This window comes from Prauserella rugosa (genome assembly GCF_000719975.1).
Lineage (GTDB): Bacteria > Actinomycetota > Actinomycetes > Mycobacteriales > Pseudonocardiaceae > Prauserella > Prauserella rugosa.
This window is the reverse complement of record NZ_JOIJ01000002.1, coordinates 400,258-424,433: the sequence shown is the minus strand read 5'-3', so window position 1 is coordinate 424,433 and position 24,176 is coordinate 400,258. Positions and strand designations below refer to the sequence as shown.

26 protein-coding genes are annotated in these 24,176 nt (G+C 70.6%); 22 read left to right on the top strand and 4 right to left on the bottom strand.

What is annotated here, in order from left to right; translation table 11 throughout:
* The first annotated feature begins 2 nt into the window (after positions 1–2).
* Entirely contained in the window at positions 3–314 is a 312-nt protein-coding gene (locus IF64_RS27605; RefSeq protein WP_211252523.1) for an NAD-binding protein, read from the top strand.
* A 76-nt stretch (positions 315–390) separates the two neighbouring features.
* Here IF64_RS27605 and IF64_RS0104530 read toward each other — a convergent pair whose 3' ends face one another.
* The 4 genes from IF64_RS0104530 to IF64_RS0104515 form a co-directional block, all read right to left on the bottom strand.
* Complete coding sequence (locus tag IF64_RS0104530) at positions 391–1,185, bottom strand: alpha/beta fold hydrolase (protein WP_030530724.1); 795 nt, start codon at positions 1,183–1,185, stop codon at positions 391–393.
* Positions 1,186–1,246: 61 nt separating this feature from the next.
* A complete protein-coding gene (locus IF64_RS0104525; RefSeq protein ID WP_036875708.1) occupies positions 1,247–2,698 on the bottom strand; it encodes a PepSY-associated TM helix domain-containing protein in 1,452 nt (483 codons plus the stop codon).
* Between the two features lie 114 nt (positions 2,699–2,812).
* Positions 2,813–3,346 (bottom strand): hypothetical protein, encoded by a 534-nt coding sequence (locus IF64_RS25170; protein WP_084705642.1) that lies wholly within the window; start codon positions 3,344–3,346, stop codon positions 2,813–2,815.
* 50 nt (positions 3,347–3,396) lie between these two features.
* A complete protein-coding gene (locus tag IF64_RS0104515; protein WP_048807910.1) occupies positions 3,397–4,146 on the bottom strand; it encodes a FadR/GntR family transcriptional regulator in 750 nt (249 codons plus the stop codon).
* 302 nt (positions 4,147–4,448) lie between these two features.
* Between IF64_RS0104515 and IF64_RS0104510 the strand changes: the two genes are divergently transcribed.
* The 21 genes from IF64_RS0104510 to IF64_RS0104410 all read left to right on the top strand — a co-directional run bounded on the left by IF64_RS0104510 (position 4,449) and on the right by IF64_RS0104410 (position 24,069).
* Positions 4,449–5,381, top strand: a complete 933-nt coding sequence (locus IF64_RS0104510; protein ID WP_030530720.1) for an alpha/beta hydrolase — start codon at positions 4,449–4,451, stop codon at positions 5,379–5,381.
* Positions 5,382–5,503: 122 nt separating this feature from the next.
* A complete protein-coding gene (locus tag IF64_RS0104505; protein ID WP_030530719.1) occupies positions 5,504–7,120 on the top strand; it encodes a flavin-containing monooxygenase in 1,617 nt (538 codons plus the stop codon).
* Between the two features lie 16 nt (positions 7,121–7,136).
* Complete coding sequence (locus IF64_RS0104500; RefSeq protein ID WP_030530718.1) at positions 7,137–7,460, top strand: EthD family reductase; 324 nt, start codon at positions 7,137–7,139, stop codon at positions 7,458–7,460.
* A 1-nt stretch (position 7,461) separates the two neighbouring features.
* Complete coding sequence (locus IF64_RS0104495; protein ID WP_051757463.1) at positions 7,462–7,917, top strand: nuclear transport factor 2 family protein; 456 nt, start codon at positions 7,462–7,464, stop codon at positions 7,915–7,917.
* Positions 7,918–8,030: 113 nt separating this feature from the next.
* Positions 8,031–9,149 (top strand): NDMA-dependent alcohol dehydrogenase, encoded by a 1,119-nt coding sequence (locus IF64_RS0104490; RefSeq protein ID WP_030530716.1) that lies wholly within the window; start codon positions 8,031–8,033, stop codon positions 9,147–9,149.
* Between the two features lie 14 nt (positions 9,150–9,163).
* The gene (locus tag IF64_RS0104485) at positions 9,164–9,592 is read left to right on the top strand and encodes a nuclear transport factor 2 family protein (RefSeq protein WP_030530715.1); all 429 of its coding nucleotides are present in this window, start codon (positions 9,164–9,166) and stop codon (positions 9,590–9,592) included.
* Complete coding sequence (locus tag IF64_RS0104480; RefSeq protein WP_030530714.1) at positions 9,589–10,035, top strand: nuclear transport factor 2 family protein; 447 nt, start codon at positions 9,589–9,591, stop codon at positions 10,033–10,035. The genes IF64_RS0104485 and IF64_RS0104480 overlap by 4 nt, the downstream gene beginning before the upstream one ends.
* A gap of 12 nt (positions 10,036–10,047) precedes the next feature.
* Positions 10,048–10,464, top strand: coding sequence for a nuclear transport factor 2 family protein (locus tag IF64_RS0104475; RefSeq protein WP_030530713.1), 417 nt, complete (start codon positions 10,048–10,050; stop codon positions 10,462–10,464).
* Positions 10,465–10,564: 100 nt separating this feature from the next.
* Entirely contained in the window at positions 10,565–12,160 is a 1,596-nt protein-coding gene (locus IF64_RS0104470; RefSeq protein WP_030530712.1) for an AMP-binding protein, read from the top strand.
* A complete protein-coding gene (locus IF64_RS0104465; RefSeq protein ID WP_030530711.1) occupies positions 12,153–12,638 on the top strand; it encodes a hypothetical protein in 486 nt (161 codons plus the stop codon). The genes IF64_RS0104470 and IF64_RS0104465 overlap by 8 nt, the downstream gene beginning before the upstream one ends.
* The gene (locus IF64_RS0104460; protein ID WP_246134724.1) at positions 12,635–13,102 is read left to right on the top strand and encodes a MaoC family dehydratase; all 468 of its coding nucleotides are present in this window, start codon (positions 12,635–12,637) and stop codon (positions 13,100–13,102) included. Before IF64_RS0104465 ends, IF64_RS0104460 begins: the two co-directional genes overlap by 4 nt.
* Positions 13,089–13,514, top strand: a complete 426-nt coding sequence (locus IF64_RS0104455) for an acyl-CoA thioesterase (protein WP_030530709.1) — start codon at positions 13,089–13,091, stop codon at positions 13,512–13,514. The genes IF64_RS0104460 and IF64_RS0104455 overlap by 14 nt, the downstream gene beginning before the upstream one ends.
* A gap of 266 nt (positions 13,515–13,780) precedes the next feature.
* The gene (locus IF64_RS0104450) at positions 13,781–15,241 is read left to right on the top strand and encodes an aldehyde dehydrogenase (RefSeq protein WP_030530708.1); all 1,461 of its coding nucleotides are present in this window, start codon (positions 13,781–13,783) and stop codon (positions 15,239–15,241) included.
* Between the two features lie 49 nt (positions 15,242–15,290).
* Positions 15,291–16,970 (top strand): FAD-dependent oxidoreductase, encoded by a 1,680-nt coding sequence (locus IF64_RS0104445; RefSeq protein ID WP_030530707.1) that lies wholly within the window; start codon positions 15,291–15,293, stop codon positions 16,968–16,970.
* Positions 16,971–17,060: 90 nt separating this feature from the next.
* A complete protein-coding gene (locus IF64_RS0104440; RefSeq protein ID WP_036875707.1) occupies positions 17,061–18,245 on the top strand; it encodes an ABC transporter substrate-binding protein in 1,185 nt (394 codons plus the stop codon).
* 100 nt (positions 18,246–18,345) lie between these two features.
* Positions 18,346–19,236, top strand: a complete 891-nt coding sequence (locus tag IF64_RS0104435; protein ID WP_030530705.1) for a branched-chain amino acid ABC transporter permease — start codon at positions 18,346–18,348, stop codon at positions 19,234–19,236.
* On the top strand, positions 19,233–20,150 hold the full coding sequence (locus tag IF64_RS0104430) for a branched-chain amino acid ABC transporter permease (RefSeq protein ID WP_030530704.1): 918 nt from the start codon (positions 19,233–19,235) through the stop codon (positions 20,148–20,150). Before IF64_RS0104435 ends, IF64_RS0104430 begins: the two co-directional genes overlap by 4 nt.
* Complete coding sequence (locus IF64_RS0104425; protein WP_051757462.1) at positions 20,150–20,962, top strand: ABC transporter ATP-binding protein; 813 nt, start codon at positions 20,150–20,152, stop codon at positions 20,960–20,962. Before IF64_RS0104430 ends, IF64_RS0104425 begins: the two co-directional genes overlap by 1 nt.
* Entirely contained in the window at positions 20,955–21,683 is a 729-nt protein-coding gene (locus tag IF64_RS0104420) for an ABC transporter ATP-binding protein (RefSeq protein WP_030530702.1), read from the top strand. The genes IF64_RS0104425 and IF64_RS0104420 overlap by 8 nt, the downstream gene beginning before the upstream one ends.
* Positions 21,680–23,302, top strand: a complete 1,623-nt coding sequence (locus IF64_RS0104415) for an AMP-binding protein (protein ID WP_084705640.1) — start codon at positions 21,680–21,682, stop codon at positions 23,300–23,302. The genes IF64_RS0104420 and IF64_RS0104415 overlap by 4 nt, the downstream gene beginning before the upstream one ends.
* Positions 23,299–24,069 carry an enoyl-CoA hydratase/isomerase family protein gene (locus IF64_RS0104410; RefSeq protein WP_030530700.1) on the top strand — a complete coding sequence of 257 codons (771 nt, stop codon included), beginning with the start codon at positions 23,299–23,301 and terminating at the stop codon, positions 24,067–24,069. Before IF64_RS0104415 ends, IF64_RS0104410 begins: the two co-directional genes overlap by 4 nt.
* Positions 24,070–24,176: the final 107 nt, after the last annotated feature.

Here is a 24,176-nt window from a genome sequence, read left to right as displayed (position 1 = left end):
GGGTGGTGGAGGCCGACGCGACCGATCTCGACTTCTGGCAGCGCGTCCGGCGTTCCGGCAGGGTCGAACTGGTCGTGCTCGCGATGCCGTTCCACGGCGAGAACCTGCTCGTGCTCGAGCTGCTGCGCAGAAACGGTTTCACCGGCAAGGTCGCGGCGATCGCCCAGCGTGGTGAGGAACTGGACGAACTGCGGGCGCGCGGCGCCGATGCGGCGTTCAACCTCTACGGCAGCGCCGGATCGAGTCTCGCCGACCATGCGGTCGAGCCGGGGTTCGCGGCAGGGCCAGGGTTCGGGGCGGGGCAGGCGGACTGAGCGGCCCGTTCCGGAAGGCCGCGGCGCACGCTCCGTGGTCCGGTCCGGTGCGGTCCCGTCCTGTCTGGTGTAGTCCTCAGCGATCCACGGACGACAGGAAGTCCCGTACGAGCGGTCCCGCGAGATCCCGGCGTTCCTCGAAGTAGGCGTGCCGGGCACCCGGGATGAGGTGCAGGCGGGCTCCGGGGATGCGCTCGGCGAGCAGCGGGGCGTTCGCAGTCGGGTTGAAGGCGTCGTCGGTGCCGTGGACGACGAGCGTGGGCGCGGTGATGGTGGGCAGGACGTCCCAGGCGTCGTGCCGGGCACTGGCGATGCGGTGCTTGCGCAGGACGTGCGGCGGCGTGCCGCGTTCGCCGATCGTGCGATACGGGCCGGGATGCTCGGCCAACCAGGCGGGCGTGTACATCAGGTCCAGCAACGCCTGGCGAACGGCACGCGCGGAGTACTGCGTGAGACTGCGGCTCACCGACTCGGCCCGTCGAACGGCGTGCGGACCGCCGGGCGAGGTGCAGCCCAGCACCAGCCGGTCGACGCGGTGGGGATGATCGGCCGCGACCCATTGCGCGACGCGCCCGCCCATGGAGGTGCCGTACACGTGCGCGCGCCCGGCACCGGCCGCGTCGAGCACCGCCACGACGTCGGCGGCGAAGTTCCGCGTGCTGTAGGAGTCGTCGTCGGGCTTGTCGCTCCCGCCGATCCCGCGGTGGTCCATCGTGATCACCCGGAACGTCGAGGTGAAGTCCTCGAGCGCCGCATCCCACCACCGGTGTCCGTTCGACTGGCCCGCGATCAGCACGAGGGGCTCGCCGTCGTCGCGGCCCTGGACGGTGTAGTACAGCGCGGCGCCGTCGGCCGCGGACGCGTAAGGCACCCGGCGATCCTAAGCGGTGCGGCCTGCCTGCCGTGGCCCCGCAGGCCGCACCGCTCGCGCATCATCCGCGCCGGTCGGCGGTCGTCCCGGGCTCGTCCGGTGCGGCGGCGCGTCGTCGCCGGAACCGTCCGACCACCGCGTCCACCGCCAGGAACGCCACCAGGCTGACGCCCAGCAACGGGACGAACCATCCGATGCCGACCACGACGGCCGCTGCGGCCACCACGGTCCACCGCGGCAGCCGCCGCCACTGTCCACGCGGTACGGGCGTGCCGAACGCGCCGCGCGCGCCGCGCAGCCACCACAGGCGATAGCCGAGCACGGTCAGCACCGCCAGACCGATGCCGAGTGCGGCGAGGGCGACCTGGTTGGGCCAGCCGAACAGGCTGCCCATGTGGGCGTCGATGCCCCATCGGGCGAGCTTGGCGGCCAGCGGATAGTCGCTGAAACGCACCTCGTCGGTCACGCGGTCGAGGACCGGGTCGACGGCGACGGCGTCGACCTGCGTGGGCCATCCACGGTCGATCTCGGTGACCGACCACGCCCCGCCGACCTCGGCCGGCGGCGTGATCTCGATCTTCGTGGCGTCGATGCCCGCGGTACGGGCGATGCGCAGGACGTCGTCCACTGCGGACGGATCGGCCGGACCGGCGTCGCCGCCCACGCCGTGCCCGCTCGCCCGGCCGTGTTCGGCATGGCCGCCCGGTCCGCCGGCGTGCTCGCCGTGGGGACCGTGGCCCGCATGGCCGCCCCCGGACGCGTCGAGCTCCGGGGTGCTCCACCCGAGTGCGGCGCGCAGCTCGGTGACGTTGGCCCCGGCGTGGGCCGACCACGTCAGGCCCGTCGCCGAGAGCACCAGCGCTCCGGCGAGCACCCACACGCCGAGCCTGCCGTGCCTTCCGGCGGTGCGCGCCCGGCCGGTGCGCGCGCGGGAGCGCCTGCGGACGGCCCACAGTGCGAGTCCGCCGAGGGCGATCACGGCCAGCCACGAGGCGGCCAGCTCGCTGTACATCCGGCCGGGCTCGCCCAGCAGCAGGTTGCGATGCAACTGGTCGAGCGTCATCCGCAGGGGCAGTACGCCGCTCGTGCCGTAGGTCGTCAGCTCGCCGGTGACGGACGCATCGCCAGGGTCGACGAACACGGTGTGCCATTCCGAGTCGCCGAGGCCGGGGTCGGTGAACAGCACGCGGGTCGTCTCGCCTGCCTCGGGTGCGGGACGGACGGCGTGGAACGTGCCCTCCGGTGCCGCCTGTTCGGCGGCGCGAACCTGGTCGGCGAGGGGGAGTGGAGGCGCGGTCGAGGTGGCGGTGAGCTCGTCGTGGTACAGCCACGACTCGAGTTGTGGGGTCAGTGCGTACGCGGTGCCCGTCAGTGCGGCAACGAGCAGAAACGGGCCGACGAGGACGCCGGCGTAGAAGTGCAGGCGCAGCACGAGACCGCGCCACGGGTGCCGGGCGCGCGGCGCCGCGGTGGGATCGGATTCCGCGCGGGGATGCGCGGCGGTGTCGGACATGACAGGTCGCTCCTGGGACGGCGTGGACCCCGTGGACGCGCGCGAACGCGGCCCGCCGGCCGGTGGCCGCGGGCGTCACAGGGTGAGGGAAAAGGGTGTGGCGGGGCCGTCGCGTCAGGGCGGGCCGCGCCGGCCGTGCACCCGTCGCCGCAGCACGTCGAGCGGTGCGCGCTGCGGCGGGTCCGCCGGGCAGGGTGCCGCCCAGGGGCCGGTCACGGTGAGCGGAGCGATGCGCAGGGGAAGGCGTGCCGCCAGTGCGTAGAACAGTGCGAACAGCGTCTGTTCGGCACCGCTCAGGCCGGCGAACACGACGAGGGTGGCCAGGGCGTGTGCGGCCGTCATCGGCAGGCCGCCGGCGTCGCCGGTGTGGAGCGCGTGCCCGGCGGCGAGCGAGAGCACGACGTGCACGGCCAGCTGCCCGAGGGCGAGCAGCGCCAACAGCACCGACGGCCGCAGCCGCACGCGGGCCAGGCCGGTCGCGAGCAGAGCGATCGCGACGACGGGTCCGGCCGTCACCGGCCAGTCCGGCAGCGCGCCGCCCGCGGTGCCGTGCGCGATCACCGCGAGCAGACCCGTGGACAGGCCCGCGGTGGCGCCCCGCGCCAGGCGCGGCGCACCCGCCGTCAGATCGCTGCCTTGCGTGCGCACGGCGGCAGCCTATCGCCTGCCGAGTCGGTGCCGTCGTCCACCGTGGACGGTCATCGCCAGTCGACGACCTCGTTGATCAGCGTGGGGTGGCCGCGCTTGACGTAGTTGACGTACTTGGCCATGTGCTCGTACATCAGGTCGTGGGCCTGGTCGGGCTCGCCGTTCTCGATGGCCGTGGCGATCGCCGTGTGCGCGTCGGAGACCTCCTTGCGGCGCGACTTGGGGAACACGATGCCGCTGACCCGGTCGCGGAAGATGTCCGACAGGGCCTGGCCCATCAGGCTCAGGATGCCGTTGCCCGACATCTCGGCGATCAGCCGGTGGAAGTCGCCGGTGTACTCGAGGTAGGCGGAGTCGTCGTCGACCTTGAGCGAGCCGCTGACCTGACGCAGGGCGTCCATGTACTCCGGGTCCTGGCGTTCGGCCGCCAGCCGTGCCATGAGCGGTTCGAGGGCGAGGCGGGCTTCGATGAGTTCCCGGAACGTCGTGCCCTGGGCCTGCAGGTACAGCGTCGCCATCTGGCCGAAGTGGTCCGGCTGGGCGCCGCTGACGATGGGCCCGCCGCCGGGGCCGGGTTTGAGCCAGATCAGCCCGTTGACCTCGAGGATGCGCAGCGCCTCCCGCAGCGATCCGCGGCCGATGCCGTACTCCTTCAGCATGTGCGCCTCGGACGGCAGGTGGGCGCCCGGTTCGAGGCCTTCCGTGCGGATCTTCCGCATGATGCTGCGCGCCACGGCCTGTGCGACCTTGTCGCCGCGCTTGTACGGCCGCTGGCGGGGTTCCAGCGAGTCTCGGTCCATGGCGTGACGATACCGATGATGATCCTGAATCCCCGCGTCGGACCGGTTTCCCGGACGTGTCGCGACGGCCGTCTGACTGTTTCTATGAGCATGTTTCACGCTCCGTGGGTGGGGGTCGGCCGGGCGGGTTCCGCGTGCGCGCTCCTCCGTGGACGGTCCTCGTGGTGAAGGTCGGATCGGGACCTCGAGTCTATGCTAATCCTTGACATGAATTAGCCGGAGCACCATACTTCCCGGTATGTGACGCAGGTCTCCGACAGGACTGCGGTCACGGATCCGCCGGTCGCACAAAGAGGTGCCCAATGGCTTTGGACGAAGCAACCACCGCGCTGCTGGCCCAGCTCGCCGAGTCCGGTCGGCCTCCGATGCACGAGATGGAGCCCGACGAGGCGCGCGAGCTGACGGCGTCGCTCAAGGAGATGTACGGGCCCGGGCCCGAGATGGCACGGGTCGAGACGCGTTCGCTCGACCTGCCCGGCCGATCCGTGCCGGTGCAGATCCTCGTGCCCGACGAGGCGCCGCGCGGTGTCGTCGTCTACTACCACGGTGGTGGCTGGGTCATCGGCCGGATCGACGAGTTCGAGACCCTCGGGAGGCAGCTCGCCGCGAAGACCGGATGTGCCGTCGTCCTCGTCGACTACCGGCTGGCGCCCGAACACCGCTACCCGGCCGCCCACGAGGACGCGTGGGACTCGCTGGTGTGGGTCGATCGGCAGTTGACCGAGATCGCCGGATCCAGGGTGCCGCTGATCGTGGCCGGCGACAGTGCGGGTGCCAACCTCGCGGCGGTCGTCGCCCAGAAGGCCCGCTCCGCGGGGCCCGCACTCGCCCAGCAGGTGCTCGTCTATCCGGTCACCGACTGCGACTTCGACAACTCGTCCTATGTGGATCCCGAGAACCAGTTGATGCTCAGCCGCGACACGATGATCTGGTTCTGGAACCACTACGCCGATGCCGACCAGCGCGAGGATGCCGGTGTCTGCCCGGCCAGGGCCGACGACCTGACGGGGTTGCCGCCCGCCGTCGTCCTCACCGCCGAGCACGACGTGTTGCGCGAGGAGGGCGAGTCGTACGCCAAGGCCCTGCAGGCCGCGGGCGTGCCCGTGTCGCTGCGCCGTTTCCCGGGCCAGATGCACGGCTTCTTCACCATGGTGAACCTGCTGCCCGGCAGTGCCGAGGCGGTCGACCACGTCGCCGCCGAGATCGACAGACAGCTGACCGCACGCACCGGCTGAGCCCGGCCGCCCTGCGAACGTGCCCGGCGTCCGTCGCCGGTGCTCCCGTCCGAGACCCGTCCGCGCCCCGCGGCGCGGGACCGCACCGCCGTCCCCTCCATCCGATTGTGAGGACGTCTCGCATGTCTGCTGCCAGGAAACTCCCGACCGAATTGGACGTCGTCGTCGTGGGCGCCGGATTCTCCGGCCTCTACATGCTCTACAAGCTGCGCCGGCTCAATATGACCGTGAAGGTCGTGGAGGCCGGCTCCGACATCGGCGGCACCTGGTTCTGGAACCGCTATCCCGGTGCCCGGTGCGACGTCGAGAGCATGCACTACTCCTACTCGTTCGACCCGGAACTCGAACAGGAGTGGGAGTGGACGGAGAAGTATCCGAGCCAGCCCGAGATCCTCTCCTACATCCACCACGTCGCCGACCGGCACGACCTGCGCAGGGATGTCGTGCTCGACACCACGGTCACCTCTGCCCACTACGACGACGACAGTGCGACGTGGACGGTGACCACCGACGACGGCGAACAGGTCAGGGCCCGGTACTGCATCATGGCCGTCGGCTGTCTGTCGGTGCCGAAGAAGCCCGAGGTCCCCGGACTGGAACGGTTCCGCGGCGACTGGTACCACACCTGTGACTGGCCGGAGTCCGGTGTGGACTTCACCGGTCAGCGTGTCGCGGTCATCGGCACCGGATCGTCGGGGATCCAGGCCATTCCGATCATCGCGAAACAGGCCGCCGAGCTGACGGTGTTCCAGCGCACGCCCAACTTCAGCCTGCCGACGTTCAACGGGCCCATCGATCAGGACCTCGTCGCCGACATCAAGTCCCGCTACCGCGAGATCCGCGAGGAGAGCAGGCGGTCGGGTTTCGGCGTCGCGATCGAACCGCCGACGCGCTCGGCCCTCGAGGTCGATCCGGAGGAACGCCTGCGCAGCTACGAGGAACGGTGGCAGCGCGGCAATCTCACCGGTGTGCTCCAGGCCTACACCGATCTGCTGGCCGACGAGCGCGCCAACGACACGGCCGCGGAGTTCGTCCGCGGCAAGATCCGCGAGATCGTCGACGACCCGGAGACGGCCGAGAAGCTGTGTCCGAAGGGGTACGCCTTCGGCACGAAGCGGCCGTGCCTGGACACCGGCTACTACGAGACGTTCAACAACGACCACGTCCAGCTGGTCGACCTTCGCGAGACACCGTTGGTCGAGATCACCGAACGCGGCGTGCGCACCAGCGCGGGGGAGTACGAGGTCGACAGTCTCGTGCTGGCCACGGGGTTCGACGCGATGACCGGCGCGCTGCTCAACATCGACATCCGGGGCAGGCAGGGGCGCACGCTGAAGGACAAGTGGTCCGACGGTCCCGCGCTGTACCTCGGGCTGAACGCCGCGGGGTTCCCCAACATGTTCACCATCACGGGGCCGGGAAGTCCGTCGGTGCTGTCCAACATGATCGTGTCGATCGAACAGCACGTGGAGTGGCTCAGCGACCTGCTGGAGTACATGCGCCGCAACGAACTGCGCGTCGTCGAGGCCACCGAGACTGCGGAGAAGGAATGGACCGACCACGTGCGCGAGGTCGGTGACATGACCCTCTACCCGAAGACCGACTCCTGGTACATGGGCGCGAACGTGCCCGGCAAACCGCGGCTGCTGATGGCCTACCTCGGCGGGGTGGGGCCGTACTGGGAGAAGTGCCAGCAGGTCGCCGCCGACGGCTACGAGGGCTTCGCGCTGCAGGCGTGAACACGAGGAGGACACCATGTTCCGCGTCACCGTGAACTACAACCACCCTGCCGATCCCGAGCGGTTCCTGGCGCACTACCGCGGAACCCACGCGCCGCTGGCGTCGAAACTGCCCGGCCTGCGCCACTTCGGCTGGGGTGCGACGACCTCGTTGGACGATACCGAGCCTCCGCACTTCCTGGTGGCGATCCTGGAATGGGACACCCGCGAGGAGGCCGCCGCGGCGCTGGCCTCGCCGGAGGGGCAGGCGGCTCAGGCCGACATGGCCAACTTCGCCGACGGCGGCGCCTCCGTGAACATGCATGAGGTCGTGCAGGTGACCCCGGCGGGCGGTGCCTGAGATGGCGGCCGCCATCGACGACGACCTCGCCGTCCGCCTCGACCGGGTGGAGGCGATCGAGGAGATCCGGCGCGTGCTGCACGGGTACGGCCATGCCTTCGACAAGCGCGATCTGCCCTGGTTCCTGTCCCTGTGGACCGATGACGCCGAGTGGTCGCCGGGGCCGGACACCCTCGTGCGGGGCCGCGACGCCATCCGGCAGCTGACCGCGGGGCTGTGGGACACGGTCACGGCCTCGCACCACTGGTCGGTGAACTCGGTGATCGACGTCGACGTCGTCGGCGGAGCAGCCACGGCCGTCACCGACGTGCACGCCATGGCCGGGTCGGCCGAGGGGTGGGCGCACACGGCCGCGACCTATCGCGACACGCTGCGCAGGGTCGACGGGCGCTGGCGGCTGGCCAAACGCGAGACCGACATCCATCGCACGATCCCGGTCGCCGACCCGGCGGGCTGAATCCCCGGGTCACCCGAACATCCCGAACATCCCGAACATCCCGGACACCCGAACATCCCGGACACCCTGAGACCTTCCTTCCACCCGTTCGTTCCAGACGAAAGGCACTGTCGATGAAAACCAAGGGCGCGCTCCTGTGGGAGCCGGGTACGCAGTCGGGCTGGTCGGTCGAGGAGATCGAACTCGACCCACCCAAGGCCACCGAGGCGACCGTGAAGCTCGCGGCGTCGGGCATCTGCCACAGTGACGATCACCTCGACACCGGGGACATCCCGTTGGACTGGGCGCCGATCCTCGGCGGGCACGAGGGTGCGGGCGTCGTCACGGAGGTGGGCACGCACGTGGCCGACCTCGAGGTGGGCGACCACGTCGTGTGTTCGTTCCTGCCCTCGTGCGGCAAGTGCTCGATGTGCGTGGCCGGTAAGGCCAACATGTGCACGCTCGGTGCGGGCGTACTGGCGGGCACCTCGCCCGACGGCACCCACCGCATCCGTGCCCGCGGGCAGGGGGTGGGCGCGATGTCCTACCTCGGCACGTTCGCGCCCTACGTCACGGTGCCCACCGACGCCCTGGTGAAGATCGACAAGGACATCCCGCTCGACAAGGCCGCGCTCATCGGCTGCGGCGTGCCGACCGGGTGGGGGTCCACGATGTACGCCGCGGACCTGCAGCTCGGTGACGTCGTGGTTGTGTTCGGCGTCGGCGGCGTGGGGATGAACGCCGTCCAGGGCGCGCGGCACCGCGGGGCGAAGGCGATCATCGCCGTCGACCCGGTCGACTACAAGCGTGAGCGGGCGCCCGAGTTCGGCGCCACGCACACCGCCGCGACGGCGGCCGAGGCGGCGCAGCTCGTCGAGCACATGACCAACGGCCAGGGCGCCGACCGGGTCGTCATCACCGTCGGCGTGGCACACGGTTCGATCCTCGAACCGGCCCAGGCGATGACCCGCCGTGGCGGCGTGCTGGTGCTGACCGCGGCCGCGCCCGTTCTGCAACGGGACGTCCAATTCGACATGTTCACGTTCGCCATGTCGGGCAAGAGGCTGCAGGGCACGCTCTACGGATCGACCAACGCCCGCAACGACATCCCGTTGATCGCGGATCTGTACCGGCGCGGAGAGATGAAGCTCGACGAGCTCGTCACCCGCACCTACGCGCTGGAGGACATCAACACCGCGTTCCAGGACCTGCGGGAGGGCAAGAACATCCGCGGCGTCATCGTCTACGACTGAAGCGAGGAACCCTCATGCAGGACCGGGCCGCCGAGCGGCAAGACATCATGCAACTGTCGCATCTGTACGCCCGCGGCCTCGACCGGTTCGACCCGGAGGAGGCGTTGTCGGCGTTCAGCGACGACGCGGTGTGGGACGCGACCGCCGTGGGGCTGGAGCGGTTCGAGGGCAGGGCGAAGATCCGCGAGTTCTTCGAACGCGACGCGGCATCGGTGGCCGACCAGTTCCACATCATCACCAACCACATCGTCGAGTTCGACGGCCCGGACACGGCCCACGGCACGAACTACGTGTTCTCCGAAGGCCACGCCACGACCGGGGCGAAGTTCCGCGCGGCGGCGCTGAATGCCGACACCTACGTGCGCACGCCGTCGGGATGGCGGATCGCCTCCAGGGTGATCTCGCCGCTGACCCCGCCCGAGCTGGAGGGATTCGACGCATGACCGGAAGCACCACCGTGCACGAGACCGACGTCGGACGCGCGCTCATCGTGTCCTATCTGGACGCCGTGGGATCGCTGGACGTCGCGGCGATCCCGGAGCTGTTCCACCCGGACGGTGTGCTCGACATCCCGTACGCACCCGAGGGCATTCCGCGCACCCTCCGCGGCCGGGACGCGATCGCCGAGTTCTACGCGGGTCTACCGGAGATGGTGACACCGATGAACTTCGCCGACTACCGGATCAACGCGCTGGACACCGACGGTGAGTACGTGGCGGAGTACACGTCGGACTCGTCGGTGCGGGCCACCGCACTGCCGTACCGCAACGACTACATCGCCCGCGTCACGGTGCGCGGCGACCGGATCGCCCGCTTCGCCGAGTTCTTCGACCCGATCCCCCTGGTCGTCGCGCTCGGCGGCACGGTCACACCCCCGGGCGCATGAGGAGGTTACGTGATGGGACTCGCTGACGAACGTGCCGAGATCGAGAACGTGCTCGGTTCCTACACGTTCGCCTACGACGAGAACGACATGGATGCCATGGCCGAGTGCTTCACCGCCGACGCCGTGATGACGATGCGGATCACCGACGGCGACCTGATCGGTCCGTTCGAGGGACGGGACGCGATCGTCGGCCTGATGGAGAAGTCGCTGGCCTCGCAGAACGACCAGCGCAGGCACCTGGTGTCCAATGTGGTCGTGCGGGACGTGGCCGACGGCACGGCCACGGTGTCGTCCTACCTGACGCTCATCTCGATCGCCGACGAGCGGTTGACGGTGCTGTCGACGGCGCGCTACGAGGACGAGCTCACCCGCGAGAACGGGGCGTGGCGGTTCTCCCGCAGGCACGTGCAGCTCGACCTGCCCTACTGACCGGGCCCTCCTGACCGGCCTACTGAGCAGCCCTACTGAGCAGCCCTACTGAACAAGCCCTACCGGCAGCGGGTCACCGGGACGAGGTGGCGGAGGAGACATGGCGAATCAGGGACTCATCCCCGCCAAGTGGGCGGCGTTGACCCCGAACGGGCATGCGATCTACGACGTGCCCGCCGAACGCAGGCTCACCTGGCGCCGGTTCGACGAGCTGGTGCGCAGGCTGGCCAACGGCCTGCTCGACCGGGGCTGCGTGCCCGGCGACCGGGTGGCGGTGTTGTCCCGCAACTGCGCCGAGTACCAGGCACTGTACTTCGCGGCGGGCCGTGCGGGTCTGGTGCTCCAGCCGCTCAACTGGCGACTGGCGGCTCCCGAACTGGCGGCGATCATCCGGGACGCCTCCCCGAAGGTCCTCATCGCCGAGGCCGAGTGGTCGGGGACCGTCGACGAGGTGTGCCGGGCCGTCGACGTTCCGGCCGTGCTGCAGTTCGGCCCGGACGGCGACGGCGGGCTGGAAGCGCTCGTCGAGGCCGCCTCGGCGGAGGAGCCCGCACCGTCGGCGATGATCGGGGACGACGACCCGTTCTTCATCCTCTACACCGGAGGCACGACCGGGCAGGCCAAGGGGGCACTGCACTCCCACCGGAGTGCGGCGGCGGGCATGCTCAACCAGACGGTGGCCGAACGCATCGTGCCCTCGGACGTCTACCTGCTGACGGGCCAGCTGTTCCACATCCCCGTCGTGCTGGCCATGAACTACTTGAAGCACGGATGCCCGCTCGTGATGATGAACTTCGAGGCCACACAGGCGCTCGAGGTGATCGAGGCCGAGCGGGTGTCGGCGTTCCTCGGCATCACGACGATGCTGAACTGGATGATGGCCGTCGAGGGGTTCGAGCGGTACGACCTGTCGAGTCTGCGCAACATCCAGTACGGCGGAGGCCCCATGCCGTCGGCGATCGTGCGTCAGGCGCTGGACGCCTTCCCGTGCACGCTCATCCAGGGCTACGGGCAGACCGAGGGCTCGACGATGTGCTTCCTGTCGCAGGAGGACCACACGTCGGCGCTCGCGGGCGTGCGCCCGGAGCGGTTGCAGTCCTGCGGGCGCGAGGGATTCGGCACCCAGGTCCGTGTCGTCGACGAGTCCGGCCGCGACGTACCGCAGGACAACCGCACGCCGGGCCAGATCATCGTGCGGTCCGAGGCGAACATGCTCGGCTACTGGAACCGGCCGGACCTGACCTCGGACACACTGCGGGGTGCGGGAACTCCCGACAGCCGGGGCGTCACGGCCGGCGGCGGGTGGATGTGGACCGGCGACATCGCCACGTGGGACGACGAGCGCTACGTCTACATCGTCGACCGCGCGAAGGACATGATCATCTCGGGCGGCGAGAACATCTTCAGCGTCCAGGTCGAGGAGGCGATCGCGCGGCATCCGGCGGTGCTGGAATGTGCGGTCATCGGTGTGCCGGACGACGAGTGGGGCGAGTCGGTGAAGGCCGTGGTGGTGCTGAAGTCGGGGCAGACGGTCACCGAGGAGGACATCATCGCGCAGGCCCGCAAGCATCTGGCCGGATACCAGAAACCCAAGTCGGTCGACTTCGTCGCCGAACTGCCGAAGGCTCCCACCGGCAAGATCCTCAAGCGTGCCCTGCGTGAGCCGTACTGGGCCGACCGGGAGCGGGATGTCTGAGGTGACCGGGGCGACGGCGGGAATCTCCGCCGAGGACGTCGCCGCACAGGTGGGCCGGACGTTTCCGGGAGGAGAGTTCACGGTCGAGCGGTGGTTCGCGTGGCTGCTGGCCGATGCCACGCTCGCCCAGCCCGAGGCAGCCCCGCAGGAGGCCGGCGGCGAGATCGCCCACCCGGTGCTGGCCTGGACGGTTGCCACCCAGGCGATGGGCGTGACGTGGGACGAGCTGTTCGCCTGGTTCGGATCGAGTGCCGACGACGGGCCGATGTTCGGCGAGCACGAAACGGTGTGGCACGCGCCGATGCGGATCGGCCGTACCTACCTTGTGTCCGGGAGCATCACCTCCGCCGAACGCAAGTCCGGCCGCAGCGGGGTCTTCGACGTCGTCGGGTATTCGCTCCGGCTGCACGAGAAGACGGGTGGCGCCGCGGTGGCGGACTGCTGGAACTCGTTGATCCTGCCGAGGAGGTCCTCGTGAGCGGCGGGATCGAGCCGGGGACGCGGCTGCCCGACTGGGACGTGCCCGCGGTGGATGCCGGGCGAATGAAGACGACCGCGGCGCTGCTGCGGGATCCCACGCCGATCCACTGGGACCCGGCGGTGCTGCGCGGACTCGGCATGGGGGAGCGGCCGATCAACCAGGGGCCGCTCAACATGGCCTACGTGATGAACATGCTCGCGGCGTTCGCGGGCGGACACGGCCGGGTACGCAGGCTGCGCGTCCGGTTCCGCGGCACCGTGCGTGCGGGCGATCACCTGCGCGCGGGTGGTGTCGTCACCGCGGTGCGCACCGGGCAGGCGGACGGCAGCGGCGCCGACAGACTCTGCGACTGCGACGTCACACTGTCCGTTCTCGACGGTGACGCCGCGGGCGAGACGGTACTGACGGGCACCGCCACCGTGGCGCTGCCCGGGGAGGGAACGACCGATGAGCGACCGTGACCGGCTGGCGTTCCAGCTCAGCTACGGCGACTGCGATGCGATGGGCATCGCGTACTTCGCCATCTACTACCCCTGGATGGAACGCACCTACACGGCGTGGCTGCACTCGCACGGCCTGCGCAGCGGGGATCTGGAACCCGACCTCGGCATCGTGACGGTCGGGGTGAGTTCGGGGGCGACCTACCACCGGACGGCGAAGGTGTTCGACGAACTCGTGTGCCAGGCGGTGCTCGACCGCATCGGCACGACCTCCTACACGGTCGGCTACGAGTTCACCTCCGACGGCGAGCTGGTCACCCGAGGGCAGATGACCTACGCGTGCCGGGACGGGGCGTTCGCGAAGGCGCCCGTGCCGGAGCGGCTGGCGGAGGTCCTGCGGACGTTGCCCGCACCGCGCTTCGCCACCGGCTGACACCATCCCCGCGAACACGGCCGAGGCGTACGGACACCGTAAGCGCCGCCGTGGAGGGAGTTTCCTCCTTCCACGGCGGCGTTTTCGTGGGCATCCCACGGTGCGGCGGCCATATGTCCCGTGGTCCGAACACGCGCCTAATTCATGACAATAAATCCTATGAAAACCATTGACTTGCCCGTGGTCGCCAGCCAAGGTTGATAGCGACGTCACCGCGCACCGTTGCCGGTGACGGCCAGGTTCGGTACACGCAAAGGAGCGCGTCCATGACCTCGACCGTGCAAGCACCCCGGACCGTGCGGAGCTTCTCGACGTTGTTCATCGGCGGCCGCTGGGTCGAGCCCGCGGGCGACGGGGTCATCGACGTCGTGTCGCCGGTGACCGAGGAGCGCCTCGCGACCGTGCCGGACCCCACGACCGCCGACATCGACGCCGCCGTGGCCGCGGCTCGACGGGCGTTCGACCACGGGCCCTGGCCCCGCATGACGCCCGCGGAGCGCGCCGCGGTGCTGCGCAGGGTCGGCGCCGAGGTCGAGAAGCGCTTCGGCGACATGGCTGCCTCGTTCACCGCCGAGATCGGCGCCCCGTCGGCGGTGAGCGAGGCGTTCCACCGGAACGCGCTGAAGATGTGGGCCGACGCGGCGAGTCTGCACGAGCGGTTCGCGTTCGAGGAGGAGCGCTCGTGGGAGGGCGGGCACGGCGTGCTGGTGCGGGAGCCGGTCGGCGTGGTCGCGACGATCATTCCCTGGAACGGGCCCGTGGCCACCGCGTCGTTGAAGATCGGGCCCGCGCTCGCCGCGGGCTGCACGGTCGTGCTCAAGCCCGCTCCCGAAGGCCCGGTGAGCACGTACCTGCTCGCCGAGGCACTCGAGGCGGCAGGCCTGCCCGAAGGTGTCGTCAGCGTGCTGCCCGGCGGCAGGGAGGTCGGCGAACACCTCGTGACGCACCCCGGCGTGGACAAGGTCGCCTTCACCGGCAGCACGGCCGCGGGCAGGCGGATCATGAGCCTGTGCGGCGAGCGGATCACCCGGGTCACGCTCGAACTGGGCGGCAAGTCCGCGGCCGTCATCGCCGACGACATCCCGTTCGAGGACGTCCTGCCGACGCTCGCGTTCGCCGGGATCGGGCACTCCGGGCAGGTGTGTGCCGCCCTGACCCGCATCCTCGTGCCGCGGGCGCGTCAGGAGGAGTTGTTGTCGGCGCTGGTGCCGATGTTCGAGGGGCTCACGGTCGGTGATCCGGCCGCGGACGACACGGTGCTCGGCCCGCTGGCCGCCGCACGCCAGCGGGACCGGGTGGAGAGCTACATCCGGCTCGGCCTGGACGAGGGTGCACGGCTCGTGACCGGCGGAGGCAGGCCCGCGGGTCTCGATCGCGGATGGTTCGTCGAGCCGACCGTGTTCGCCGACGTGCGCAACGACATGCGCATCGCCCAGGAGGAGATCTTCGGTCCGGTCATCTGCGTCATCCCGTTCGACGACGTCGAGGAGGCCGTGGCGCTGGCCAACGACTCGGACTACGGGCTGTCGGGCGCGGTGTACGCCCGGGACGCCGCCGAGGCCGAGCGGATCGCCCGGCGCATCCGGACCGGACAGGTGTCGGTCAACGGCTGGGACATGTGTGTGGTGCAGCCCTTCGGCGGCTACAAGCAGTCCGGACTGGGCCGCGAGGGCAACGTGGAGGGCCTCGGCGCCTACCTGGAGACCAAGCTCATCCAGCGCCCCTGACGCCGTCCGAAGTGGACCACCGCCCGTCCGGAGAGGAAAGGAAACGTCCATGGTGGAAGCGCGTGAGCCGGTGATCGTCGTGGGAGCGGGACTGTCGGGACTGGCGACCGCGTTGGGCGCGGCGGTCCGGGGCAGGGACGTGATCGTGTTCGAGGCGGCGGACCTCGTCGGAGGCGCGGCGGCCTACTCGGGCGGGCAGGTGTGGATCGGCGCCAATCCCGTGGCGGAGCGGGAGGGGATCGAGGACTCGCTCGGTCGCACCGAGACCTACGTCCGCGCGATCGCCCACGACGACCCCGAGGTGCTCGACGAGAAGGCGATGCTGCGCTGGATCCACACGGGACCGGACGCGGTGCGGTACTGGGAGGACCTCGGTGCGATCCGGTGGAAGGTCATCCCCGGTCTGGCGGACTACCACAACGAGGCCGACGGTGCGCTGCCCGTGGGCAGGTACCTGACGAACGAGGTCCTCGACGGCGCGGTGCTCGGTCCGTGGCGGGACAAGCTCCGGGTCAGCCCGTACTTCCCGGTCGGAACGACGTACGACGAACTCATGGAGAAGGGTCGCCGAGCCTCCTATGTGGACTCGGAGGAGGAGAAGGCCGAGAAGGCCGACCACGCGGGCGTGCCCGCGTTCGGTATCGCCGACGGTCGCGAGTACGAGCAGGCCGCGGGCGCCGACCCGCTGACGTTCGGCACGGGTGTGGTGGCGAGCTTCCTGCGGCGGGTGTTGCAGGAGGAGCGGATCGACATCCGGCCCTCGCACCCGGTGACGGCGCTGCTCAGCGAGCACGGCCGCGTCGTGGGTGTGCGCGCCGACGGGCCGGAGGGTCCGGTGGAGGTCCGGGGGCCCGTGGTGCTGGCGACGAGCACCTACGACTGGGATCCGGACCTGGTGCGCGAGATGGTCGAGCTCGAGCCGGAGGATTTCGGCAGTGTGGCACCGGAATCGTTGCGCGGGGACGGCATCAAGCTGGCCCGCGAGGTCGGCGCTGCCATCGCCAAGATCCCCGCCACGAGCGTGCCGATGCTTCCCGGCTGGCGTTCGCAGGTCGGCACCGGGTACGGCTACGGCCCGGAGTACGCGATGCCGCACACGATGATCGTCGACGCGGCGGGCCGGCGGTTCTGCAACGACTCCTACTGGGTCGACATCGTGGCCAAGACCCTGGCGCCCGGCGACAAACACCTGCCGTTCTTCCTCGTGTGGGACGACCAGCACCGGCAGAAGTACGGTCTCGCCGCGACCCCGCCCGGCGGCGAGTACCCGGAGGGCTGGGTGACCTCCGCCCCGACGCTGGCCGAACTCGGCGCGAAACTCGGCATCGACGGCGAGCAGCTGACCAGGACGGCCGAGCGGTTCAACCACCACGCCGCCCGCGGACAGGACCCGGACTTCGGGCGCGGCACGGTCACGTACGTCAACAGGTTCGCCGGCGACCCGGCGCACACCCCGTGCCCCGTGCTGGGGGAGTTGACCAGGGCGCCGTTCCACGGATTGCGGCTGAAGTTCGTGGGCACGGGTATCGGTTCCAGCGGCGTGCACATCGACGGCGACGGACACGTGCTCGACGGGGACGGCGCGACCATCGACGGGCTCTACGCCGTCGGGTCCTGCGCCGCGCTGACCACGACCGGCACCGGGTACAACAGCGGTTTCGCCCTCGGCCGCGGCATCACGCTGGCCTACCTCGTGTCCGCCGAACTCGGCGGCGCGCCGGTCCCGTGAGCGCATTCCGTGCGCGTCCGGACGAACCGGCCCGATCGCACCCGGAGAACACGCACCCGGAGAACTACTGACACAGGCAGGAGGACGAGCATGCGGAGTCCCCACCGGTGGCGCCGAGCGCGGCGCGCCACCGCATGCGCCCTCGCCGTCGTGGTCGCGGCGGTCGTGACCGGCTGCGGCGCGGCGCAGGGCGGGATCGCGACCCAGGAGGGCATTCCGAAGGAGATCAGACTGCTCGGGGTGCGCGATCACACCGGGCCCGTGGCCTACGCGGGGATCGGCGGCGCCCGTGGCGGGGAGCTGGCGATCTCCGAGATCAACCGCTCCGGTTACCTCGGTAAGGGTGTGAAGCTCACCATCGAGGAGGTCGACACCGCGGGGTCGATCGAGACGGCCTCGGCCGAGATGGCGCAGGCGACCGCCGACCGCACCGTGCACGCGATCATGGGCCCCACCCAGGGGCAGCAGGCCGCCACCGTCGCACCCATGGTCGAACGCGCCCAGGTGCCGACCATCTTCACCCAGGCGGGGTCCGACGGGGTCGTGATCAACGACTACACCTACCGGGCGACCGCGCCGATGGAGTCGTACTACCACCTGGCCACCGACTACCTCGCCGAGAAACGGCTCCGGGACGTCAGCGTGCTGTACAACGCGACGTTCCCGACGTTCGCGGAGATCGGCGACGGACCGCTGCCGAAGCAGGCCGCTGCTCGGGGACTGAACATCGTCTCCAGCACCCCGGTGCAGATGACGACCCAGGACTTCACGACGCCGGTCCGCTCGATCGCGGGCAAGGACCCGGACGCGGTCGTGATGCTGCTGACCGAACCGCAGTCGGTGACGGCGCTGACCCAACTGCGGCAGGCGGGCTACGACGGCCAGGTGATCGCGACATCGGTGCAGGGCGGCGGAAACCTGAAGGAGGCGGGCAGGCACGGGAAGGGCGTGATCTACCCGACCGACTTCTCGCCCGCGCTGACGAGCCGGAAGGCCCGCGACTTCGTGGCGGCCTTCGAGAAGCGGTTCGGGCAGCTGCCGGACGTCTACGCGGCCGAGGGCTACGACGGCATGTGGTGGCTGGCGCGGGCGATCAAGGCGTCGGGGTCGGCGAGCCGGGACGGCATCAAACGGGGCCTGCAGGAGGTCGCGAAGGACGGCTTCGAGGGCGCGATGGGCGAGCTCACGTTCGCCGGGGGCGACATGCGGGTGCCCGGTGTCCTCGTCCGCTGGAACGGCACGCGCGAGGAGCTCGTCTCCGGGGGTGCGTCGTGACCGGACACCCGAAACCCCCGCCGCCCCGGACGGACCCGCTGCCCCGGACGGTCCTGGTGCCCTCGGGCGCCGATTCGCGTGCCGGAAGGAGGCGATCGGCGTGGCACAGCACATCCTGAACGCCGTCGCCCTCGGCTCGGTGTACCTCGTGTTCGCGCTCGGCATGGCCCTGGCGTGGAGCACGATCGGCATCCTCAACTTCGCCCACGGCGCCACGTTCATGTTCTCGGCCTTCACCGCGCACGTGGTGACCCAGCAGGTGGCGCTTCCGATGCCGGCGGTGGTGCTGGTCGCCGTCGCGGCCGGCGCGTTGATCGCGACGCTGACGCAGGTGCTCGCCTTCGGCCCGATCATGCGCAGGGTGGCCGATCACCGTGCGGCGGAGCTGCGCATTCTCATCGGCGGTATCGGCGTCGCGGCCATCCCGTTGGCCATCGCGGAACGGGAGACGGCGAGTGCGCCCTTCGGGTTCCGCGGCAGCACCTATCAGGCGCAGGTGTTCGAGGTGTTCGGTCTGCGCATGACGACGACCGTGCTGGTGATCGTGCTCGCCGGCATCGGCATCGGGGTCGGCGTGTGGCGCTGGCTGGCGCGGTCGCGGCAGGGCCTCGCGCTGCGGGCGATCGGCGTCGACGCGGAGACGGCGTCGCTGATGGGCGTCGACCGTTCGACCCTGGCGCTCGGCACGATGGCGACCTCCGGTGCGCTCGCGGGTCTGGCCGGGGCGCTGTTGACGTTCCAGCTGGGCGCGATCGCCCCGGAGAGCGGTGACCAACTGCTCATCAAGGCGTTCGCGATCGTCGTGCTCGGCGGGCTCGGCAGCATGGGCGGCGTCATCGTCGGTGCCTTCGTCCTCGCCGGCGCCGAGACGCTGGTGCTGGCCATGAACCAGGGCACGTGGGTCGACGCCGTCTCGTTCGGACTGATCTTCCTGGTGCTGCTGCTGCGGCCGCAGGGCCTGTTCGGCAGGCAGGAGGTGCGCCGGACATGACCGACTGGTACTTCTCCCACATCGTGCTCGTCCAGAGCACCCTGACGACCCTGTTGCTGGCGTTGAGCGTGCAGGTTCCGTTGCGCGCCGGGGTGTTCTCGTTCGCCGGGGTCGGCTGCTACGGCATCGGCGGCTACCTCGCCGCGATCGGCATGGTCCACTACGGACTGTCGACGGCGTCGGCGATCCTGCTGGCCGCCGCGGCGGGCGGCATCGCGGCCTACGCGCTCGGCCTGCTGATCCAACGGCTCACCGGCCTGTACCTGGCGATGGCCACGGTCGCGTTCACGCTGATCATCGCGGTGGTGGTGGTCAACGGCGGCGACCTGACCGGCAGCGCGGCCGGTCTGTTCGGCGCGCTCGGCACCCTCGACACGGGGCACCTGCTGGCCGTCGTCGCGGTCGTGGTGGTGGCACTGACGTTCACCGAGATCGGTCCGTTGGGCCGCCGCGTGGAGGCCGTCCGCGAGGATCCCGAACTGGCCTCGGCCATGGGCATCGACGTCGCTCGCTACCGGCGGGCCACGTTCGCCGTCAGCGGCGTGCTGGGCGGTCTGTCCGGGTCGATGACGGTTCTGCTGCGGTCGACGGTCACCCCGGACGACATCAACTTCCACCTGGTCGTGCTGGCGTTGACGATCATCATCGTCGGCGGGTCCCGATCGTGGATCGGCGCGTTCGTGGGCACCGTGATCTTCGTGTGGATGCCGGAGGTTCTGGCGTTCGTGGGCGAATGGGAGGACGTCGTGTACGGCGTGCTCGTCGCCGCGGCGGCCGTGTACCTGCCCGGTGGGGTGACGGGTGCGGCGATGGACGGTTACCGGAGGTACCGCAGGAAACGGCGGGAGGCGCAGTCCTCACCGGACGCACCGCCGCCGCAACCGGCGGCGGCCGCCGCGGGAGGTGATCGGTGATGGCTGCGAGCACAGCGGCGACGACCGGGGACGAGCGGCGGGCCGAACCCGAGGCGACCGTGCTGCGGGCCGACGACGTCGCGGTCCACTTCGGAGGAGTGAAGGCGGTCGACGGGGTGTCGATCACCCTGACGGCGGGGCGCATCTTCGGCGTGCTCGGCCCCAACGGTTCGGGCAAGAGCACGTTGCTGGCGGCCCTGACCCGCCTCGTGCCCCTCACCAGAGGACGGCTGGAGTTCCAGGGCAAGCCCTATGACACGGTGCGGCCGCACACGATCGCCGCGCGCGGCGTGGCACGGACGTTCCAGACCGTGCGGATCCTGCCGGGGCGGACGGTGTTCGACAACGTCGCGCTCGGCGCCGAATCGGCGGGCAGGCCGGGCTCGATCGGCAGGGCGGGCAAGGCAGAGCGAGGCCGGGTGCGGCAGCGGGTGCGGACGGCGATCGAGCGCACCGGGTTGAGCGGCAAGGAGCGGCACCGCCCGGACGAGCTGTCGTACGGCTACCAGCGGCGGGTGGAGATCGCGCGGGCGATCGCGAGCGAGCCGACACTGCTGCTGCTCGACGAACCCACCGCGGGGATGAACCGGCAGGAGCGCGACGACATCACCGGCCTGCTCGACGACCTGCGCGGCGAAGGCCTCACGCAACTGCTCATCGAGCACGACGTGCAGATGATGGTCGAGGCCTGCGATCACCTGTTCGCGATGAACTTCGGTGAACTGATCGCCGACGGCGAGCCCGAGTCCGTCGTACGCCACCCCGCGGTGCAGGAGGCCTACCTGGGCACGCAGGGGAGGGCACATGCTTGAGGTCGCCGATCTGCACGTCAGTTACGGACCCGTGCACGCCGTACGCGGGGTGTCGTTGGCCGCCGAGCCGGAGCGGATCACCCTCGTGCTGGGGGCGAACGGCGCCGGCAAGTCGACGAGCCTGCGGGCGATCTGCGGTCTGCAGCCGGCCTCCGGCGGATCGGTCCGCCTGGACGGTGCCGAGCTGCTCGGCAAGCGTCCGCATCGGATCGTCCGGGACGGCGTGAGTCTCGTCCCCGAGGGGCGGCGCATCTTCGCTCCGTTGACGGTCGCCGAGAACCTCCGTATCGGTGGCTACACCGCCGATCGGTCCCGGGTGGGCGCGCTCGTCGACGGCGTGTACGACCGGTTCCCGATCCTCGCGCAGCGGCGGGACATGCCCGCGGGGCTGCTGTCGGGCGGGGAGCAGCAGATGCTCGCGTTCGGCAGGGCGCTCATGGCGCAGCCACACGTCATGCTGCTCGACGAGCCGTCCATGGGCCTGGCCCCGGGCATGGTGGACACGGTGCTCGCCGGGGTTCGCGCGATCGCCGACTCCGGGATCGGCGTGCTGATGGTCGAGCAGAACGTCGATGCGGGCCTGGCGGTCGCCGACACCGTGTCGATCGTCGCCCGCGGCGAGGTGGTGCGCAGCGGGCAGGCCGCCGAGCTGCGCCAGGACGCGTCGGTCGTGCACGCGCTGCTCGGTGAGGCGGCACTCGCCGAGGAGGGCGCCCCATGACCGTCGCGGGCGAACGCGCCGATGCCGCGCAGGCAGGCACCCGGACCGTCTCCCGAACTCTGGGCGGCTGGCTCCGGGAGGCGGCCGCCGCCGCACCCGAGGGCGCAGGCGTGCTCATCGAGGACGAGTTCCTCGGCTACCGCGAGCTCGACATGCGCGCCGACCGGGTGGCGGCGGGCCTCGCGGCGTTCGGGATCGCACCGGGCGAGAGGGTGTGCGTGGTGCTGGACGCCCGCCCCGAGTTCCTGACCGTCTGGTTCGGACTGGCGCGGCGTGGCGTCGTGGAGGTGCCGCTCAACCCCGAGGCGGGCGAGTACCTGCTGCGGTACTACCTCGCCGACTCCGGTGCCACCGCGGTGGTGTGCGAGGCCCGATGCGAGACCGCGGTGCGCGAGTGCCTGCCGGATTCGGTGCGGCACGTCGTCGTGGTCGGCGACACCGGGACCGGCGGGCAGGGCGGTCCCCCGACCGGCGTCCCGCGCCATCGGCTGTCCGATGTGGAGTCCGCAGGTGCGTCCGGTGACGGTGGCGCCGCCGTCGTGGCACCCGGCGATCCGGCCGCGATCCTCTACACGTCGGGCACGACCGGACCACCGAAAGGCGTCGTGCTCAGTCACCAGGCCAACGTCAACCTCGCCCGGCACACGGTGACGCTCATGGGGTACACGGCCGCCGACCGGCTCTACAGCGTCTTCCCGCTGTTCCACAGCAACGCCCGCTACTGCAGTGTCATGGCGGCACTCGAGGCGGGCGCGGGACTCGTGATGCACCGGCGTTTCTCGGCGAGCCGGTTCTGGGACGTCTGCCGCGACCACGGGATCACCGCGTTCAACTACCAGGGCGCGATGATGAGCATCCTGTTCAAACAGCCGCCCCGGCCCGACGATGCGGACAACCCGGTGCGCGTGGGCTTCGGAGCGCCGTGCCCGCAGGAGATCTTCGCAGCGTTCGAGACGCGGTTCGGTGTGCAGCTGACCGAGATCTTCGGCAGCACCGAGGTCTCGATCGTCACCGACATGCCACCGCAGCGGCGCCGGATCGGCACGTCGGGACAGGCCTCGGCCAACTACGAGGTGGCCGTCGTGGACGAGCGGGACGAGCCCGTGCCGCCGGGGCAGGCCGGGGAGATCGTCGCCCGGCCGCGCAGACCCGGATGGATGTTCGACGGCTACCACGGCATGCCGGCCGAGACGGCGCGCAGCTGGCGCAATCTGTGGTTCCACACCGGTGACCGCGGACGGCTCGACGAGGACGGCTACCTGACGTTCCTCGACCGGCTCAAGGACACGGTGCGCCGACGCGGTGAGAACGTCTCGTCGTGGGAGGTGGAACGCGTCGTGGCCGAACATCCGTCGGTCGGCGCGGTCGCGGCCTACGGTGTGCCCTCCGCACTGTCCGAAGAGGACGTCATGGTGGCGATCGTGCCTGCGGAGGGTGCCACGGTCGACCCGGCCGCGATCACCGACCACTGCGAGGGCCGGCTGACGTCGTTCGCGATCCCGCGATACGTGCGGGTACTCGATTCCCTGCCGCTCACGCCGAGCCAGCGGGTGGAGAAATACAAGCTCAGGGCCGACGGCGTGCCTCCGGGCACGTTCGACCGGGAGGCAGGCCGATGACCGTCGAGCTCACCCGCTTCGCGCGCACCGAACCGCGGCCCGGCGTGCTCGTGCTGACCATGGCACGTCCCGAGAAGCTCAACGCCATGGACGGCACGTGGTTCCGGGAGCTGCGGGACCTGATGGAGGCGATCGGGCAGGGCGAGGACGACCACGTGCGGGCGGTCGTGCTCACGGGGTCGGGCCGCGCGTTCTCCGCGGGCGGGGACATCGACATGTTCGCCGGCCTGGACGGGGACGTCGCGCGGGTGCGGCCGCACCTGCGGCTCGTCTACGACGCGTTCCACGCCGTGGAACGGTGCGCGGTCCCCGTGATCGCCGCGGTGAACGGCCTCGCCTACGGCGGCGGCACCGAGTTGGCGCTCGCCGCGGACGTCGTGCTCGCGGGCGCGTCCGCGCGCTTCGCGTTCAAGGAACCCACGGTCGGACTGATGCCGGGCTACGGCATCGTGCGTGGTCCCGACGTCATCGGCAGGCACTGGACGCGCTATCTCGCGTTGAGCGGGCGGGACATCGACGCCGAGCGGGCCGAACGGATCGGCCTGGTGCAGGAGGTGCACCCGGATGCCTTGCTGGGGGAGCGCGCCGTCGCGTTGGCCGCCGACATGGCCGCACACCCGCCGTTGGCCGTGCGCGTCGGCAAGGCGTTCGTCAACCGCGGTACGAGTGGCGGGTTCGCCGAGTCGGTGGAGGCGACCGCGCTGCTGTTCGACACCGACGAACACCGCGCCGCAGTGCGGACATTCCGGGCCGATCGGGGCAGGTGATGCGCGCGTACCCGAGTTCCCGCCCGAAGACAACTGCTGTCGCCCGGCCGCGCGGGGTGCTTACGATCGCTCCGGCGGTGAGCGGCGGTCAACGATGACGACGAAGG